General features: G+C 55.0%; 17 protein-coding genes. 7 read left to right on the top strand and 10 right to left on the bottom strand.

Annotated elements, in window-relative coordinates:
• Positions 1-57: 57 nt before the first annotated feature.
• From alr to rpsF, 6 genes are all read right to left on the bottom strand, one after another.
• Positions 58-1,179: an alanine racemase gene (alr, locus tag DY252_RS15115; protein ID WP_064789719.1), complete on the bottom strand. Its 1,122-nt coding sequence runs from the start codon at positions 1,177-1,179 to the stop codon at positions 58-60.
• A 49-nt stretch (positions 1,180-1,228) separates the two neighbouring features.
• Positions 1,229-2,767, bottom strand: a complete 1,539-nt coding sequence (locus tag DY252_RS15110; RefSeq protein ID WP_008890540.1) for a replicative DNA helicase — start codon at positions 2,765-2,767, stop codon at positions 1,229-1,231.
• A gap of 204 nt (positions 2,768-2,971) precedes the next feature.
• On the bottom strand, positions 2,972-3,586 hold the full coding sequence (gene rplI / locus DY252_RS15105) for a 50S ribosomal protein L9 (protein ID WP_064789720.1): 615 nt from the start codon (positions 3,584-3,586) through the stop codon (positions 2,972-2,974).
• On the bottom strand, positions 3,586-4,527 hold the full coding sequence (locus DY252_RS15100; protein ID WP_245960854.1) for a DUF2232 domain-containing protein: 942 nt from the start codon (positions 4,525-4,527) through the stop codon (positions 3,586-3,588). The genes rplI and DY252_RS15100 overlap by 1 nt, the downstream gene beginning before the upstream one ends.
• A gap of 44 nt (positions 4,528-4,571) precedes the next feature.
• Entirely contained in the window at positions 4,572-4,805 is a 234-nt protein-coding gene (rpsR, locus tag DY252_RS15095; protein WP_008890543.1) for a 30S ribosomal protein S18, read from the bottom strand.
• 22 nt (positions 4,806-4,827) lie between these two features.
• A complete protein-coding gene (gene rpsF, locus DY252_RS15090; RefSeq protein ID WP_008890544.1) occupies positions 4,828-5,205 on the bottom strand; it encodes a 30S ribosomal protein S6 in 378 nt (125 codons plus the stop codon).
• Positions 5,206-5,847: 642 nt separating this feature from the next.
• Here rpsF and fabD point away from each other — a divergent pair.
• From fabD to mltG, 5 genes are all read left to right on the top strand, one after another.
• A complete protein-coding gene (gene fabD, locus DY252_RS15085) occupies positions 5,848-6,789 on the top strand; it encodes an ACP S-malonyltransferase (protein WP_064789721.1) in 942 nt (313 codons plus the stop codon).
• A gap of 42 nt (positions 6,790-6,831) precedes the next feature.
• Complete coding sequence (gene fabG / locus DY252_RS15080) at positions 6,832-7,572, top strand: 3-oxoacyl-[acyl-carrier-protein] reductase (RefSeq protein WP_064789722.1); 741 nt, start codon at positions 6,832-6,834, stop codon at positions 7,570-7,572.
• A 170-nt stretch (positions 7,573-7,742) separates the two neighbouring features.
• Complete coding sequence (locus tag DY252_RS15075; protein ID WP_008890547.1) at positions 7,743-7,979, top strand: acyl carrier protein; 237 nt, start codon at positions 7,743-7,745, stop codon at positions 7,977-7,979.
• An 88-nt stretch (positions 7,980-8,067) separates the two neighbouring features.
• Entirely contained in the window at positions 8,068-9,327 is a 1,260-nt protein-coding gene (gene fabF / locus DY252_RS15070; protein ID WP_064789723.1) for a beta-ketoacyl-ACP synthase II, read from the top strand.
• A gap of 29 nt (positions 9,328-9,356) precedes the next feature.
• Positions 9,357-10,331 (top strand): endolytic transglycosylase MltG, encoded by a 975-nt coding sequence (gene mltG / locus DY252_RS15065; protein ID WP_064789724.1) that lies wholly within the window; start codon positions 9,357-9,359, stop codon positions 10,329-10,331.
• Positions 10,332-10,396: 65 nt separating this feature from the next.
• Here the strand turns inward: mltG and DY252_RS15060 are convergent, their stop codons facing one another.
• Positions 10,397-11,188 carry an SDR family NAD(P)-dependent oxidoreductase gene (locus DY252_RS15060; RefSeq protein WP_064789725.1) on the bottom strand — a complete coding sequence of 264 codons (792 nt, stop codon included), beginning with the start codon at positions 11,186-11,188 and terminating at the stop codon, positions 10,397-10,399.
• Positions 11,189-11,380: 192 nt separating this feature from the next.
• Between DY252_RS15060 and DY252_RS15055 the strand changes: the two genes are divergently transcribed.
• Positions 11,381-12,265, top strand: a complete 885-nt coding sequence (locus DY252_RS15055; protein WP_064789726.1) for a YicC/YloC family endoribonuclease — start codon at positions 11,381-11,383, stop codon at positions 12,263-12,265.
• 20 nt (positions 12,266-12,285) lie between these two features.
• On the top strand, positions 12,286-12,918 hold the full coding sequence (gene gmk, locus DY252_RS15050) for a guanylate kinase (RefSeq protein ID WP_063088361.1): 633 nt from the start codon (positions 12,286-12,288) through the stop codon (positions 12,916-12,918).
• Positions 12,919-12,941: 23 nt separating this feature from the next.
• On the opposite strand, the gene rsmA is transcribed toward gmk, so the two are convergent.
• Genes rsmA through DY252_RS15035 form a run of 3 tightly spaced genes read right to left on the bottom strand, consistent with a single transcriptional unit; the run spans position 12,942 to position 16,141 of the window.
• Entirely contained in the window at positions 12,942-13,811 is an 870-nt protein-coding gene (rsmA, locus tag DY252_RS15045; RefSeq protein ID WP_064789727.1) for a 16S rRNA (adenine(1518)-N(6)/adenine(1519)-N(6))-dimethyltransferase RsmA, read from the bottom strand.
• Positions 13,812-13,816: 5 nt separating this feature from the next.
• A complete protein-coding gene (pdxA, locus tag DY252_RS15040) occupies positions 13,817-14,833 on the bottom strand; it encodes a 4-hydroxythreonine-4-phosphate dehydrogenase PdxA (protein WP_064789728.1) in 1,017 nt (338 codons plus the stop codon).
• Positions 14,834-14,860: 27 nt separating this feature from the next.
• Entirely contained in the window at positions 14,861-16,141 is a 1,281-nt protein-coding gene (locus DY252_RS15035; protein WP_064789729.1) for a peptidylprolyl isomerase, read from the bottom strand.
• Positions 16,142-16,147: the final 6 nt, after the last annotated feature.

Below are 16,147 nucleotides of genomic sequence, written 5' to 3'. Positions count from 1 at the left end.
GTACTTCGAAGTCCCCTGTTATCGACCTGCCGGAATTGTCTGGCTGGCTATTATGATTTAGCTCTCTGTATAAACCCGCCGGTAGCGATGTCCAAGAGAAGTTAGAATTTCATAACCGATTGTACCAGCAGCAGATGCAACGTCGTCAACCGTCATCTTGTCATCAAGAAGCGACACCATATCCCCGGCCTTAAGCGTTTTGCCCGGAAGGTCGGTGATATCAACCGTAATCGCATCCATCGAAACACGCCCGACATAGGGAACTTCGTGCCCCTTGATGATCAGCTTGCCGGAATTGGAAAGCGAACGCAGCCAGCCATCAGCATACCCGACTGCAAGGGTGGCGATTTTCGATTTGCGTTTTGCCTGCCAGGTGCCGCCATAACCAACTGTCTGAGGTTCATCGATTTCGCGGACCTGAAGGACTTTGACCTTAAGGTTCACGACAGAACGCATCGGGTTGGTGGTTTCCGGCGTCGGGTTTCCACCCCAAAGGGCGATGCCCGGACGGCAGAATTCAAGATGGTAGTCATCGTTGCGGAAAATCGCCGACGAGTTACAGAACCCGCGCGGGGCCGGCGGCAGGCGACGATACCATTTCATGAACAGGTCGTACTGTTCCTTGGTGACCGGGTTTCCTGCCTCATCAGCCGCAACCGGGTGGGTCATGTAACCGGCCTTTTCAAACCCGTAGAGCAGGGATGAATAGCGATCGACAAGGTTGCTGACATCAAGTGGCGTCAGGCCAAGGCGGCTCATACCGGTATCAAGATGGATAAAGGCCGGGGCCGGACGTTCGTATTCACGGCACAGGTTTGACCAACGTTCGATCTGCTCAAGATCATTCAGAACCGGGATGACGTCATTTTCAATGAAGAACGCCTCGTCACCGGGCAGAACACCGTTCAGAACCGCAATCCGCCCGCCGCCCCGCAGAAGCGGGAACAGTTCGGCTGCTTCGTTGGCATGTGCCACGAAGAACAGGCGGCAGCCCTGCTTTTTGAGGACCGGGACGATTGTCTGGGCGCCAAGACCATAGGCATTCGCCTTTACCACAGCCGCACAGGTGCGCCCGGTATAGCGTTTGGTCAGAGTTTTATAGTTGTCGGCAACTGCTTTCAGATTGATTTGCAGTTCCGCGCACTCGGCAGCACGGCCGACGGCGGGAAGAACGGTCATTCGTAATACCCCGTGGAATCCGTTGTTGGATGGGTGGATGCCCTATCCTCTATTCATATTCTTCTTCAGTGTGATCAAGATCACCAAACTTGGTGTAGTTCCCGTCAAAGAACAGGCGCACGTTGCCCACCGGGCCGTGACGCTGCTTGGCAACAATAACTTCGGCAGTGTTGTAAACGTGGTTCAGACGTTCCTGCCACTGCGAATAGCGTTCCCCGAATTTGTCGGTGGCTTCTTCCGGGCGCTGGGCCGGTTCGGCACGTTCGAGATAGTATTGTTCGCGATAAATGAACATCACGACGTCGGCGTCCTGCTCGATCGAGCCGGATTCACGAAGGTCGGAAAGCTGCGGGCGTTTGTCTTCGCGCTGTTCGACCGCGCGTGAAAGCTGCGACAGGGCCAGAACAGGAACTTCGAGTTCCTTGGCAATCGCCTTGAGCATACGGGTAATTTCCGAGACTTCCTGAACGCGGCCATCGCCACGGAAGTTGGTCGGTGGTGCCAGAAGCTGCAGGTAATCGACGACGATCATCGCGAGGCCGTGTTGGCGCTTAAGGCGGCGGCAACGTGTGCGAAGGGTTGATACCGGAAGGGCCGGCGTATCATCGATGTAAAGCGGAACGGTATTGAGTTCCTGGGTTGCCAGCAACAGACGTTCGAAATCCTGTTCGTTCAGATCACCACGGCGCATGTTATCGCCAGAAACCTCGGCGGCCTGCGACAAAAGGCGCCCGGCAAGCTGTTCGGCCGCCATCTCAAGCGAGAATACGGCAATCGCCCCGGTTCGGGTTTCATCGCGGGTGTCTTCGCCCGCAGCGCGGTTCTGATGCGATGCGATGGCGGCGTTAAACGCGATGTTCATCGCAAGGGCTGTTTTACCCATCGACGGACGACCGGCAAGGATCAGCAAGTCAGACGGGTGCAAACCACCCAGTTTGCGGTCGATATCGCGCAAGCCCGTGGTCACACCCACAACGCGCCCGGCGTTTTTATAGGCGTGATCAATATTTTCATAGGCCTTGGCAAGGGCAGGGCCAAAGGCGACAAAGCCCGATTCCGCGGAACCGGCTGTTGCCAGAGAAAACAGTTTCTGTTCGGCTCTTTCGATCTGGTTGGTGGCGTCGGTATCAAGTTCGTACTGATAGGCTTCGTTGACGACTTCCTCGCCAAGTTCGATCAGTTCGCGTCGCAGATACAGGTCATAGACCAGCTTGCCATAGTCGCTGGCATTGATCACCGAAACCAGGTTGTTTGACAGTTCGGCCAGATATTGCGCACCACCGATTTCTGCAAGATGTTCATCCTGCTTGAAGTAGGCTTTGAGCGTGACCGGGTTGGCCAGTTGGCCGCGTTCGATCAGCTTGCCGCAGGCTTCAAAGATGCGACCGTGACGCCCATCAGCGAAATGTTCCGGGCGCAGGATATCCGACACGCGCTCGTAGGCGGCGTTGTTATTAAGGATCGCGCCAAGAAGGGCAGCCTCCGCTTCAAAATTGTGCGGCGCCATGCGATCGAGCACCATTTCGGTGTCGGCGCCATGGTCCGGTTCAAGCGGGGCAAAAAGGGCATCTAAATTGGGATCTGTCATGGGCCGAAAAGGTAGCAGGCATCCGCAATACCGCAAAGAGCTAATCGGTATAACTCATAGCCGGTATTCCGCCAGCGCAGAGGTCGCAGATGCTGCAGGCTCCTGAAATGCTTTGAAAAAATCGACGGGCCTTGGCATTAGGGCAAAAGAAAACGGCACATCCCTTCGGATGTGCCGTTTTCAAATCGTTCGAAGAACCTGCGATTAAGCGTTGGTTTCTTCTTCGTCAGCTTCGATTGCTTCTGCAAGGTCAGCCGGAACTTCTTCTTCGAAGAGTTCTTCAGCGGCTTCGAGGGCTTCCTCTTCTTCCGCTTCCATTTCTTCGATGGTGCCAAGAACAGCAGCACCCTTACGGAGCTGTTCAGCGGCATCTTCTTCAGAACGTGCAACGTTGGCGGTTACCTCAATGATAACTTCCGGGTGCAGGTTGATACGGACCTGATGCAGACCAAGGGTCTTGATCGGCTGATCAAGAACGACCTGGGTACGGGCAACAGTGAAGCCTGCTTCGGTTACTGCGTTTGCGATATCGCGGGCAGTGACCGAACCATAAAGCTGGCCAACGTCGGATGCCTGACGAACGACGGTGACTGCGAGTTCACCCATCTTCTCGGAAACAGCTTCTGCTTCCTTACGGCGTTCCAGGTTGTCAGCTTCAAGCTGTGCTTTCTGTGCTTCGAACACAGAGATGTTTGCTTTGGTTGCACGAAGGGCCATGCCCTGCGGCAGCAAGCGGTTGCGGGCGTGGCCCGGCTTGACGGAGACTACGTCACCCATCTGACCGAGTTTTTCTACCCGCTGGAGCAGAATAACTTCCATCACCGATCCTCCTCATTGCTACGGGTCATCGGTTCTTTCCCCCGCAGCCTGATTAAATGCTCAACAATTCCAAGTCCGGTGATCGCGATAAACGACCAGGTGGACAGAACCGCGACGATGTAAAACACCGTCAGAATTACACGTTTTTGCGGCCATCGGGCTGCCTGCCCATGCACCAGCGCCAATCCCTGAAACAGGAACGGCACTGCCAGTACCACCGCGACGTTGCGCGCCACATAAGCCAGCGAACCATCGGCAAAGCCGACCGTAAACCCGGCCAGGGCAAACACAAACAGTGACCAGCCAGGCAAGGCAAAGGTTGCCATACTTGGTGTCGGACGCAGGTTTTTGCCTGCACGCACCAAAATTGCCTGTGCGATTGCGGCATTGGCGAACAGCATCAAAAGCCAGCTCACCGCTGCAATCGCCGGGAAGTAAGTCTGGAACATACCAATCAGACCCTGAACATCGGATGTCATAGGGACACCCATTTCCGAGTACATCTGGCTCAGGAACTTCGCGATGAAGTCCTGAATGTCCACACCTTCCGCCGTCAGTGTTCCGGTAACGAAGATCATTACCGTCGCGACCATGACGGCCATGGCACTTACGACAATTCCGGAAGGCAGAAAGGCAAGATTGCCATTTTGATCTTTCCGGACGACCAGCGCCATGCGGGTCAACAACATCGCCGGTCCGGCAAACACGACCATAAAGACCGTGAAAGGCAGTAATCCCCCCATAAGAATGAGGGCAATACATGCGGCAAATGCCGCAACCAGCAGGCGTTTGGGCCCTTGCCACAATCCCGTAAGGAAAAGCGGCAGATGCCCGAAGTATGAAAGCAAAAGAGCAAACGGATTTCCTGATAGAACCAGCAGGAACAGAACGGCACTGCCAAGTCCGGTCCCAATCGCTATGAGGGTGTCACGTTGCATCATTTACTCCCGGCCCGAGACCTCAAAAGGGTCTCTTGCCGACTGCCTCAGACCTGGTCTGCGTAGGGCAGCAGCGCCAGGAAGCGTGCACGCTTGATGGCTTTCGCCAGTTCGCGCTGCTTCTTGGCCGAAACCGCAGTAATACGGCTCGGAACGATTTTGCCGCGTTCGGAAACGAAACGCTGCAGCAGTTTGACATCTTTGTAGTCAATCTTCGGCGCATCATCACCCGAGAACGGGCAGGTTTTACGACGACGGAAAAACAGACGACGTCCAGCCATGATATTATCTCCTCGCTATCTGTTAGCCGTTCTGACGGGGACCGCCACGGCGATTACCGCCACGACCGCCGCGCTCGTCGCGGTTGCGCAGAATGGCAGACTGTTCTTCTTCGAACTCGTCAACCTTGACAGTCATCTGACGCAGAACGTCTTCGTTCAGGCGCATCTGACGCTCGTATTCCGCGATCGCGTCTTTGTCAGCTTCGATCTGGAAGAGAGTATAGTGGCCTTTGCGGTTCTTTTTGACACGGTATGCCAGGGAACGCAGACCCCAATATTCGGTTTTGGCGATTTTGCCGCCGAGACCTTCGATGGTCTGGGTCAGCTTTTCGTTCAGACTTTCGACCTGTGCGGTCGAGAAGTCCTGACGTGCGATAAACACGCTTTCGTATTTGCTCATAATACTCCTATTACTCCTTTTGGCTTATCTCTTCCTGCATGACCTCGTGCCATGCAGGCATAGCCGGACAATCCCGGCAAGGAGCCGTGAGACGGCGGAATATACACTTTTCGCCCATGAGTGCAACGCCAAATGCAGCTTTTTGCCGATTACGGGATAGCGCGATGACTTTGACAGTATCGGCAGAAACCTGCGTTTTTCTGACTTGGAACTGTCACGGTCTGAGCGTTGCGGTTTCGGGATAACCGACATGCACGCGATTGTGAAGGCGGCGTTTGTCCTTGTATCCAATGTATCTTCGGACTTAAGGCGATAGCAGGCCTTGGTTTTCCATGGGGCGTCGGCGGTGACGGTTGGGGATGTGTGGGGGATGCGTATTGTGCGCTGCGCAACAGCCAGTCCTTCGTAAATGACACAAAATATGCCATAAACGCGCAAATCGGGTGTCAAACCCGAAGTCACACTATTGTTATAGTGTGACCGCGACGTGCAGTTTTGGGAAATAAAAAATCAAACCAACCGCGCCCATCAGGTTTCAGTTCTTGACAGTGCGCTTGCGCACGCTATCAAGGGTGGCTCAATTTCAAGGGGCCGGTTTTCGGCACAGTCTTCGTAGAAGCGGACAAGGGTTTATTTAATATAATGACACGCGCACTCGTTTTCCCCGGACAGGGGTCGCAAGCGGTAGGTATGGGCAAGGAACTGGCAGACGCATTCCCGGTTGCCCGCGAAGTTTTCCAGGAAGTTGATGATGCGCTTTCACAAAAGCTTAGCGCGTTGATGTTCGAAGGTCCGGAAAACGAGCTGACCCTGACCGAAAATGCGCAGCCGGCTTTGATGGCGGTCAGCCTTGCGGTGACCCGTGTTCTGGAAAAAGAAGGCGGCTTTACCCTGACCGACAAGTGCGACCTTGTTGCCGGCCATTCCCTTGGCGAATATTCCGCCCTTGCAGCAGCAGGCACCTTTGCCATTTCCGATGCCGCGCGCCTTTTGAAAATCCGTGGTCAGGCGATGCAGGCCGCCGTTCCGGTCGGTGTTGGCGCGATGGCAGCCCTTCTAGGTCTTGATTATGTCGATGCGGTTGCGGTTGCCGAAGAAGCAGCACAGGGTGAAGTTTGCACCGCCGCCAATGACAATGCCAGCGGGCAGGTTGTTGTTTCCGGTCACAAGGCCGCTGTGGAACGCGCGATTGAGATCGCCAAGGAAAAGGGCGCAAAACGCGCTGTCTTGTTGCCGGTATCGGCACCGTTCCATTGTGCCCTGATGCAGCCGGCAGCCGATCGCATGGAAGAGGCGCTTGGCGCTGTGACCATGAACGCACCGGGCAAGCCGGTCGTTGCCAACGTGACCGCAGAAAAAACTGACGATCCGGAAACCATTCGTAAACTCCTTGTAGAGCAGGTTTGCGGCACCGTGCGCTGGCGTGAGTCGGTTCTTTATATGAAAGAGCAGGGCATCACTGATCTGGTAGAGATCGGCGCAGGCAAAGTTTTGACCGGCATGGTACGTCGTATTGACCGCGATCTGAGCGGTACGGCTGTGAATGGTCCGGCAGATATCGAAGCATTCCTCGGCGCTCTGTAAGAGTGTCCGGAACACGAACGAACCCAAAGGGAACGAAAATTTATGTTTGATCTTGCAGGGAAAACAGCACTCGTAACCGGTGCGACCGGCGGTATCGGTGGCGAAATCGCCAAGGTTCTGGCGGGCGCCGGTGCGAAGGTTGCTCTGTCGGGGACCCGTCAGGAACGCCTCGAAGCGATTGCTGCCGAAATCGGTGACAACGCGGTTGTTGTTCCGGCCAACCTTTCGGATAAAGAATCGGTCGATGGCCTGATCAAAAATGCCGAGGAAGCCCTTGGTGGTCAGCTTGATATTCTGGTCAACAATGCCGGTATTACCCGTGATCAGCTTGCCATGCGCCTTAAGGACGAAGACTGGCAGGCGGTTCTTGATGTGAACCTGACCTCTGCCTTCAAGCTTGCGCGCAATTCGTTGCGCGGCATGATGAAGCGCCGCCACGGCCGTATTATCAACATCACCTCGATCGTTGGTGTGACCGGTAACCCGGGCCAGACCAACTATGCCGCTGCCAAGGCCGGGATGATCGGTTGGTCAAAATCGCTGGCGCAAGAGGTTGCGGCGCGCGGAATTACGGTTAACTGTGTGGCACCGGGCTTTATTACCACGGCCATGACCGAAGAACTCGGAGATGCCCAGAAAGAAAAGCTTTTGGGCGGTATTCCGGCAGGTCGCATGGGCGACAGCAAAGAGATCGCAGCAGCGGTTCTGTATCTTGCAAGTGACGAAGCAGCTTATGTCACAGGACAGACCTTGCATGTGAATGGCGGAATGGCGATGATTTAACCCGTTGCGGGTTGCCTTCTTTTCTGTTTAAAAGAGGCCGCTATACCAAATATTGAAACTGGCGATTGTTCGTTGCCGGTTTCCGGTTCCCGGGAACTCCTTCAATAGGGGGACACAACGGGTACCACGTGTAAACTAACTGACAGAAAACCTATTGAAGGATTTGAGCTATGAGTGATGTCGCAGATCGCGTGAAGAAGATCGTTGTCGAGCACCTCGGTGTTGAAGAAGACAAGGTCACTGAAAACGCAAGCTTCATCGACGATCTGGGCGCAGACAGCCTGGACACCGTTGAGCTGGTTATGGCGTTTGAAGAAGAATTCGGTTGTGAAATTCCGGATGACGCGGCTGAAAAAATTCTGACCGTTAAAGACGCGATCGACTTCATCGAAAAGGCGGACAGCTAAGTTTGCTGTTAGACATGGGCGCCTAGAGGGCATCCTCAGGCGCCCTTTTCGTCTTTGCTGGATTCATAGAATAAAGGCGTAATGCGGGATGAGACGCGTAGTTGTTACCGGTATTGGTGCTGTTACTCCGCTTGCTAGCGGGGCACAGAATACTTGGCAGAAACTGCTGAACAGCCAATCCGGGATCAAAAGCATCGATACGTTTGACGTGTCGGATATCCCTGCCAAAATCGCAGGCCTCGTGCCGCGCGGTGAGGGTGACGGACTTTTCAACGCTGAAGATCATGTCTCGATCAAAGACATGAAGAAAATGGACGATTTCATCGTTTATGGGGTTGCTGCAGCTGATCAGGCGATTGCGGATTCTGGCTGGAAGCCGGAAACCGACGAAGATCAGGAAGCAACCGGCGTTTTGATCGGTTCTGGGATCGGTGGGTTGCCCAAGATTTCCGAGGCAACTGATCTGGTCAATAACGGCAAGACCCGTCGTGTCAGTCCGTTCTTCATTCCGTCTTGTCTGATTAACCTGGTTTCAGGTCAGGTTTCGATCAAACACGGTCTTAAAGGTCCGAACCATGCGGTGGTTACCGCCTGTTCGACCGGTGCACACGCCGTTGGCGACGCATCGCGCATGATTATGCTTGGCGATGCCGATGTCATGGTTGCCGGTGGTGCCGAAGCTGCTGTTTGCCGTCTTGGCATGGCGGGCTTTGCTGCTGCACGTGCGCTTTCGACCAGTTACAACGACACACCGACCGAAGCATCCCGTCCGTGGGATGAAGGCCGTGACGGTTTCGTCATGGGCGAAGGTGCAGGTTGTGTCGTTCTCGAAGAATACGAACACGCCAAGGCGCGTGGGGCGCGGATTTATGCCGAAGTTGCCGGTTACGGCATGTCGGGCGATGCTTATCACATCACCGCACCGGCCGAAGACGGCAATGGCGGCTTCCGTTCGATGCGCAATGCCATTCGCAATGCGGGTCTGAACCCGGAAGATGTTGATTACGTCAACGCGCATGGTACCTCGACTCCGCTGGGTGATGAAATCGAACTGGGTGCGGTCAAGCGCCTGTTCGGTGATCATGCCCAGAAAATGTCGATGTCGTCGACCAAATCGGCAACCGGTCACCTTCTGGGGGCTGCCGGTGCGATTGAAGCAGTGTTCTCGATCCTTGCGATCCACGAAGGCGTTGTTCCGCCGACGTTGAACCTGCGCAATCCTTCCGAGGCATGCAAAGGCATCGATCTGGTTCCTCTTGAAGCCAAACAGCGTAAAGTTAATGTCGCGCTGTCGAACTCGTTCGGCTTTGGCGGCACCAACGCATCGCTTGTTTTCAAGGCCGTTTAAACAGCAGAGCAACCCCCGGGAGCATTCCCTTGAAGCGTTTTCTGCTTTTTATTGGCTTTCTGATCATCACCGCTGCTCTCGCCACAGGTGGGGCGGCGGTGTATGTTTATGTGCAATACACATCGCCGAGCAATTTGGCGCAGGAACGCGACATCATCATTCCCCAGGGGACCGGTGTGCGCGGTATTGCCGAGATTTTCCAGCGTGAAAACATTATCACCGAACCGCTGATCTTCCTTGCCGGGGTTCGCGTCAGTCAGCTTGACCGGTCGCTGCGTGCGGGGGAATATCATTTCCCGGCCCGCGTCAGCCCGAAACAGGCTGCTGAAATTCTGGCCTTTGGGGATACGGTCAAACGTTTTGTCACCATCCCTGAAGGTCTTCGTTCGGGCGAAATCGTCGATCGGATCAATCTGGTTGACGGATTAACCGGCGAGATCGCCGATATTCCGGTCGACGGCACCTTGTTGCCAGAAACTTATCAGTTCTCGTTTGGCGATACGAAGCAAAGCATCATTGATCGCATGCGCGCGGCCCACGATGAAATGGTCAAACAGCTTTGGCCGGGGCGTCAGGAAGGATTGCCGTTCGACACCATTGAAGAGGCTGTCATTCTGGCCTCGATCGTTGAACGCGAAACCGGTGTTGCTGGCGAACGTGCAAGGGTTGCTGGCGTATTCATCAATCGCCTGCGACGCGATATGCGCCTGCAGTCTGATCCTACCGTTGCCTATGCTCTTAGTCCGGACAAGCGTCTTGAACGTCCTTTGACGCGCAAGGACTGGCGTTTTGAGAGCCCCTATAACACCTATGTTACCAGCGGCTTGCCGCCCGGGCCGATCACCAACCCAGGGCGCGATGCATTCTATGCCGTCCTGCATCCGGCTGCGACCGAAGATCTGTACTTCGTTGCAGACGGGACGGGTGGGCATGCCTTTGCCCGTACCCTTAATGAGCATAACCGCAACGTTGCCAAGTGGCGTCGCATCCGCGACGGGCAGTGATCACGCCAAAGAGTTCGAACCAAATGATAAAGGCGGCATCGGATTGATGCCGCCTTTTTTGCTTCCTAGTGTTCGCCGTGGCTATCGGGCGATGACGTTTTCTTCGGGATCCGGGATGCGGCAAGATCCATCAACCATTGCGGTGTCATCTTAAGCATTCCGATGATCAGGTTCATTTGCCACGGGAAGGCAATCATGCCCTTGTTGCGTTCAAGCCCGCGCACGATCTTCTTTGCGGCCTTGTCTGCCTGCATGAAGAAGAGCATCGGGAAATCATTGGAATCGGTGATGCGGCTTTTGACAAAGCCCGGGCAGATGACATTGACCTTTACGCCATCGGGCGCCAATGCACCACGCAATCCTTCGCCGTAAACCCGAACGGTGGCCTTGCTGGCGCAATAGGCCGGGGCAGAGGGCAAACCACGCCAGGATGCCTGGGATGCAACCAATGCGACCTGACCGCGTCTGCGCGCACGCATAACCGTGATCGCCGGATCAATCGTGTTCAGGACACCGGCAACGTTGGTTGCAAAGATATCGCGAACTTGTTCGGGGCTTTCGCCAAGGCCACCTGTACCGGCCGAAATGCCGGCATTGGCAATAACGAGGCTGAGCTGCGCAATTTCATCGCAATGGGTGACGTAGGCTTCCATGGTTTCGCGCGACGTCACATCGAGAACGTCGGCATAAACATTGGCCCCGGCGGCGCGACAATCATTTTCCACCAGTTGCAAGCGTGTTTGATTGCGACCGCTGATAAAAAGGGTCACGCCGGTGCGCGCGAAATGGCGGGCAAGGGCAGCGCCAATACCCGAACTGGCACCGGTGATCAGAATGGCATCGTACTGAAAGGACATTGTTGCTCGTACTGGGTTTTGAAATAAGGAAATTGATTTTTGCGGAACATGCTGCAGCAATAGGGCAGCATTATGAAATACGGCTTATGTTTACCATATTGTCGTTATCGCGTGATGATCGGTGTTCACCCTTGGCGGGACACGGGCCAATGGTTATAAACGCCCAAACACAAAAGCGAACTGGATGAAAAGATGACCGTTTCAAGCATGACCGGATTTGCGCGCGTTGATGGCGCGGCCGATGGTTTCGGCTGGACCTGGGAACTGCGCAGCGTCAATGGCAAGGGGCTTGATGTTCGTCTGCGCCTGAATGGCGGGTTTGAGCGTCTTGAAGCCAAGGTGCGCGATGCGGTTTCCAAGCGGTTCAAGCGCGGCAATATGGGCGTGACCCTGAATGTTACGCGTTCCGGCGATAGCAATGCTTATTCGGTGAACCGTGAACTGCTTTCCGAACTGGTCCAGATCGCCGAGGAGTTTGATAATACCAGCAGTCTGTCCGCAGGCACGATTGCAGATCTGATGAATGTGCGCGGTGTGCTTGAAGCCTATGAGCCACAGGAAGACGAAGCAACACGGGACGCCAATGATGCCGCCGTGCTGGCAAGCCTGAATGAAGCCATCGATCAGATGGCCGCCCACCGGGCAGAAGAGGGCGAAAAACTTGACGTGATGCTGCGCGGCCATGTCGATAACATCGAGGCAACTGTTACACGTGCTGAAAACTGCGAATCAGCGCGTGCCGACGCTATCAAGGATCGTCTGAAACGTCAGGTCGAAGAATTGATGGATGCGGGCAAGTTCGACCCCGAACGCCTGCATCAGGAAGCGGCGATTTTGGCAACCAAGGCCGACATCCGCGAGGAGATTGATCGTCTCAAAGCCCATATCAGCGCAGCACGCGATATGTTGACCAAGGGGGGCGCAATCGGGCGCAAGCTTGATTTCCTGTGCCAGGAGTTCAATCGCGAAGCCAATACCTTGTGCTCAAAGGCGAATGATATTGAACTGACCAATTGCGGTATGGAGCTTAAAGTGATCATTGATCAGCTCCGCGAGCAGGTTCAGAACGTCGAATAAGCGGCAGGGAAGGAAACATCATGATCGATCCGCATAACCGCCGTGGCGTGATGCTGGTGTTCTGTGCGCCGTCCGGTGCCGGGAAAACGACCATCACCCGTCAGTTGCTTGAAAACGATGACAAGATCTCTTTGTCGGTGTCTGCAACAACGCGTGCGGCCCGCCCCGGTGAAGAAGAAGGTACCCACTACTTTTTCAAATCGGTTGATGAATTCAAACATATGATTGCCGATGACGAACTGCTTGAATGGGCAGAAGTGTTTGGCAACTACTATGGCACGCCGATTGGACCGGTTGAAAAGGCACTGTCGGAAGGCCGCGATGTGTTGTTTGACATCGACTGGCAGGGTGCCCGCCAACTGCGCGACAAGGGCGGCGATGATGTCGTATCGGTCTTTATCCTGCCGCCGTCATCGGGTGAGTTGGAACGCCGCCTGCGTGATCGCGGCCAGGACGCCGATGACGTGATCATGAAACGAATGGCGAAGGCCGGTGCGGAAATCAGCCATTGGGAAGAATTTGACTATGTGCTGATCAATGATGATCTGGATCGCTGCATCGCTGACGTTCAACACATTATCGGTGCTGAACGGATCAAGCGCGAACGCCAGACAGGCTTGCCGGGCTTTGTCAAAAAGCTTCTGACAGACTGATACCAGATAGAAAAATGGCCGCTTTACGAAGCGGCCATTTCATCATGAACCTGTGTCAGGCGGACAAAATCCGCAACACTAAGCTCCTCGGCCCGGACGGTTTCTGTAATCCCGGCCTTTGCAAGCAATTCGCCCACATTGATGTTCAGGGTCTTAAGGCTTGCGCGCAGCATCTTGCGACGTTGACCAAACGCGGCCTGGGTAATTTTGGCAAGGCTATCAAGATTGATGTCTGTGCCGCGATCCGCCTTGGGGCGGAGTTGCACGACAGCAGAGGTCACCTTTGGCGGTGGGGTAAAAGCACTGCGGTGAACATCAAACAAGATATCGCAGTCACACAGGTACTGACACAGGACCGATAGACGCCCATAGGCCTTGCTCTTCGGACGCGCGACAACACGTTCGGCCACTTCCTTTTGAAACATCAAGGTCAGGCTGGCGAACTGATCAATCTGCATCAGCCAGCCCAGCAATAGTTGCGTGCCGACATTATAGGGCAGGTTGGCGACGATCTTGCGCGGGGCAGGGCCGAGTGTTGTGACATCGACGTCAAGCGCATCACCGTCAATGACGTGAAGCGCACCGGGATAATGATTGCTGATTTGCTCCAGAACCGGCTGACAACGGGGATCTCGCTCGATCACGGTCAGGTTCTTTGCACCATTAAACAGCAACGCACGCGTCAGGCCGCCGGGCCCCGGACCGATTTCAATCACGGTGGCATCATCAAGCGGTGCGGCCGCACGGGCAATGCGCCCGGTCAGGTTCAAATCAAACAGGAAGTTCTGGCCGAATTTCTTTTGCGCTGACAGGTCATGGGTCGCAATTACCTCCCGCAGCGGCGGAAGGCCATCATTGGCAAGCTTGCCAGTATTGTCGTTGTCTTCTGACACGTCGGTCAGGCTCCTGTCGCAAGGCGTTTTGTCGCCATTTCTGCTGCCATCTTCAGGGCTGCAATCAGGCTATCAGGGCGCGCGATGCCTTTGCCGGCAATATTAAGTGCTGTGCCATGATCGGGCGATGTTCTGATAAATGGCAACCCCAGCGTGACATTCACACCACCATGGAAATCAAGTGTCTTGACCGGTATCAGGGCCTGATCGTGATAGGGGCAGAGCGCCACATCGTAATTGGCCCGTGCCTCTTCATGGAACATGGTGTCGGCCGGAAGGGGACCGATAACATCCACACCTTCATCACGCAGTTGTTTGATAGCCGGGGCCATGATGGTTTTTTCTTCGGTACCCATCGTGCCATCTTCGCCCGCATGCGGGTTCAGCCCGGCAATGGCAAGGCGCGGCTTGGCGATCCCGAAGGCATTTTGCAGGGACTTATGCGTGATCCGGCAACGCTCGACAATCAGCTCAGTTTTCAGCTGTGTCGGGACATCCTTGAGCGGGATATGGATGGTTAGCGGCACCACGCGTAGTTTGCTGTTGGCCAGCATCATGACGGGTATTGTGCCCGGTCCTGCGAGCTCTGCCAGAAACTCCGTATGGCCGGGATGGCCGAAGCCCGCTTCATACAATGCGCTTTTCTGGATCGGGTTGGTGACGACGGCACTTGCTTTACCCGTGGTCGCCAGTTCGACGGCCTTTGTGATGCTCTCAATCACGACGCTGGCTGTTTTAGGCGATGCTACACCTGAAACGACTTCGGTTGCGCTATCTGTGATTTCCAGAACCGGCAGGGCATCCTTAAAAACGGACGTGGCTTCGTTGATTGTCTGGATCACGCGCACCGGAACATCAGTACCGCTTCGGGCGATTGCTTGAGTGATCATGCTGACAGGCGAGATCAGGCAAAATGGTGCAAGCTCATCCTGCGTACGACGCAGCCATGCCTTGATGGCAAGCTCGGGGCCAATGCCGCCGGGCTCGCCGATCGTCAATGCGATGGGGGCGCGTTCTGTCATCTTGCTATCGGGGTCCTGTCAGCCGGATCAGATCCGGATATCAATAAATGCCTGACGGCGCAGTTCACGAAGTTTGCGGCGTGCCAGAATATCAAGACGTTCCAACCGCAGACGGTTTTCAATGTCCTGACGGCTGGGCAGGTTGCTTTCTTCGGTGATGTTACAAATCATCACCATCAATGCACCGCCATCAACCTGAATAATGTTGGACGGTGTTCCTTCATCAAGATTGGTGACGGCTTGGCGGATCGGGCCAGAAAGTTCGCCGGGCGAAATGCCTTCCATCTTACCGCTCAGATCAGATCCAAGGTCGACAGCGACATTTGCCATCGCATCACAGCTATTTGCCGTTTCACGGGTGTTTTGCAGGACTGCGATTTTGGCGTCAATCTGGTCTTGGGGCATGTCACCGCTAATCGGGACAAACAGTTGATAAAGGTCCAGTCTGGTGTCGGTAACAGCATCGGTGTCACCAACGCGACGGTCCAGCAGTTTAACGATGTAATATCCGCGGACGGTCTGGACCGGCGCACTTACGTCACCGGGTTGCAGCTGGTTGACTGCCTGCTGCAAGTCAGCCGACATTTCACCGGCATACAGCCAACCAAGGTCGCCTCCATTGGCAGCACTCGCACTGGCTGAGAACTGTCGAGCCAGACCTGCGAAATCGGCACCCTTGTTCAGGGCATCGCGGATTTCTTGCGCGGTTTGGTAAACGCGCGTGCTGTCCTGAGGATTATCAACAGGCAGGAAAATTTCCTGAACCCGGTTGCGCGGCTTGTTCTGGTTGCTGATGATGCGCTCAAGCGTGTCGTCGATCTCGGCTTCGGAAATCTGAACTTCACCCCGCATGCTGCCAAGAACTTTTTGCCAGGCGACCTGCGGGCGGATCTGATTTTCAATCGTTCCGGATGCGATTTGCCGTTGCGACAGATACCTGTCGAGCATGCCGTCCGGAAGGCCGGCATTTTGCTCGATCATTGACTTGCCGCGCGCGATGTCTTCATCGGTGACTTCGATGCCACGACGCTCGGCTTCTTGGAGTTGCAGCTTTTCATTGACCAGTTGCTGCAAAATCTGCGGCGCCATCTCGTTGCTGCGCTGAGGTGTCATTTCGATGTTGGAGGACACGGCAACAAGTTTGATACGTTCAACCAGATCAATGACTGAAATCGGGTCATCATTGACCACCGCAGCAACGCCAACGGGCGACTGTGCACGAACTGGTGCGACCATCATCGATAGTGTGACAGCAATCATCACAGCGCAGATTTTTACGGAAGTCGAAATCGAAATATTGAAAATCATTTTTAC

Origin of the sequence: Thalassospira indica (assembly GCF_003403095.1) — a bacterium.
GTDB lineage: Bacteria > Pseudomonadota > Alphaproteobacteria > Rhodospirillales > Thalassospiraceae > Thalassospira > Thalassospira indica.
Note: the sequence above shows the minus strand (reverse complement) of the source record. Positions and strands in the feature narration are given on the sequence as shown.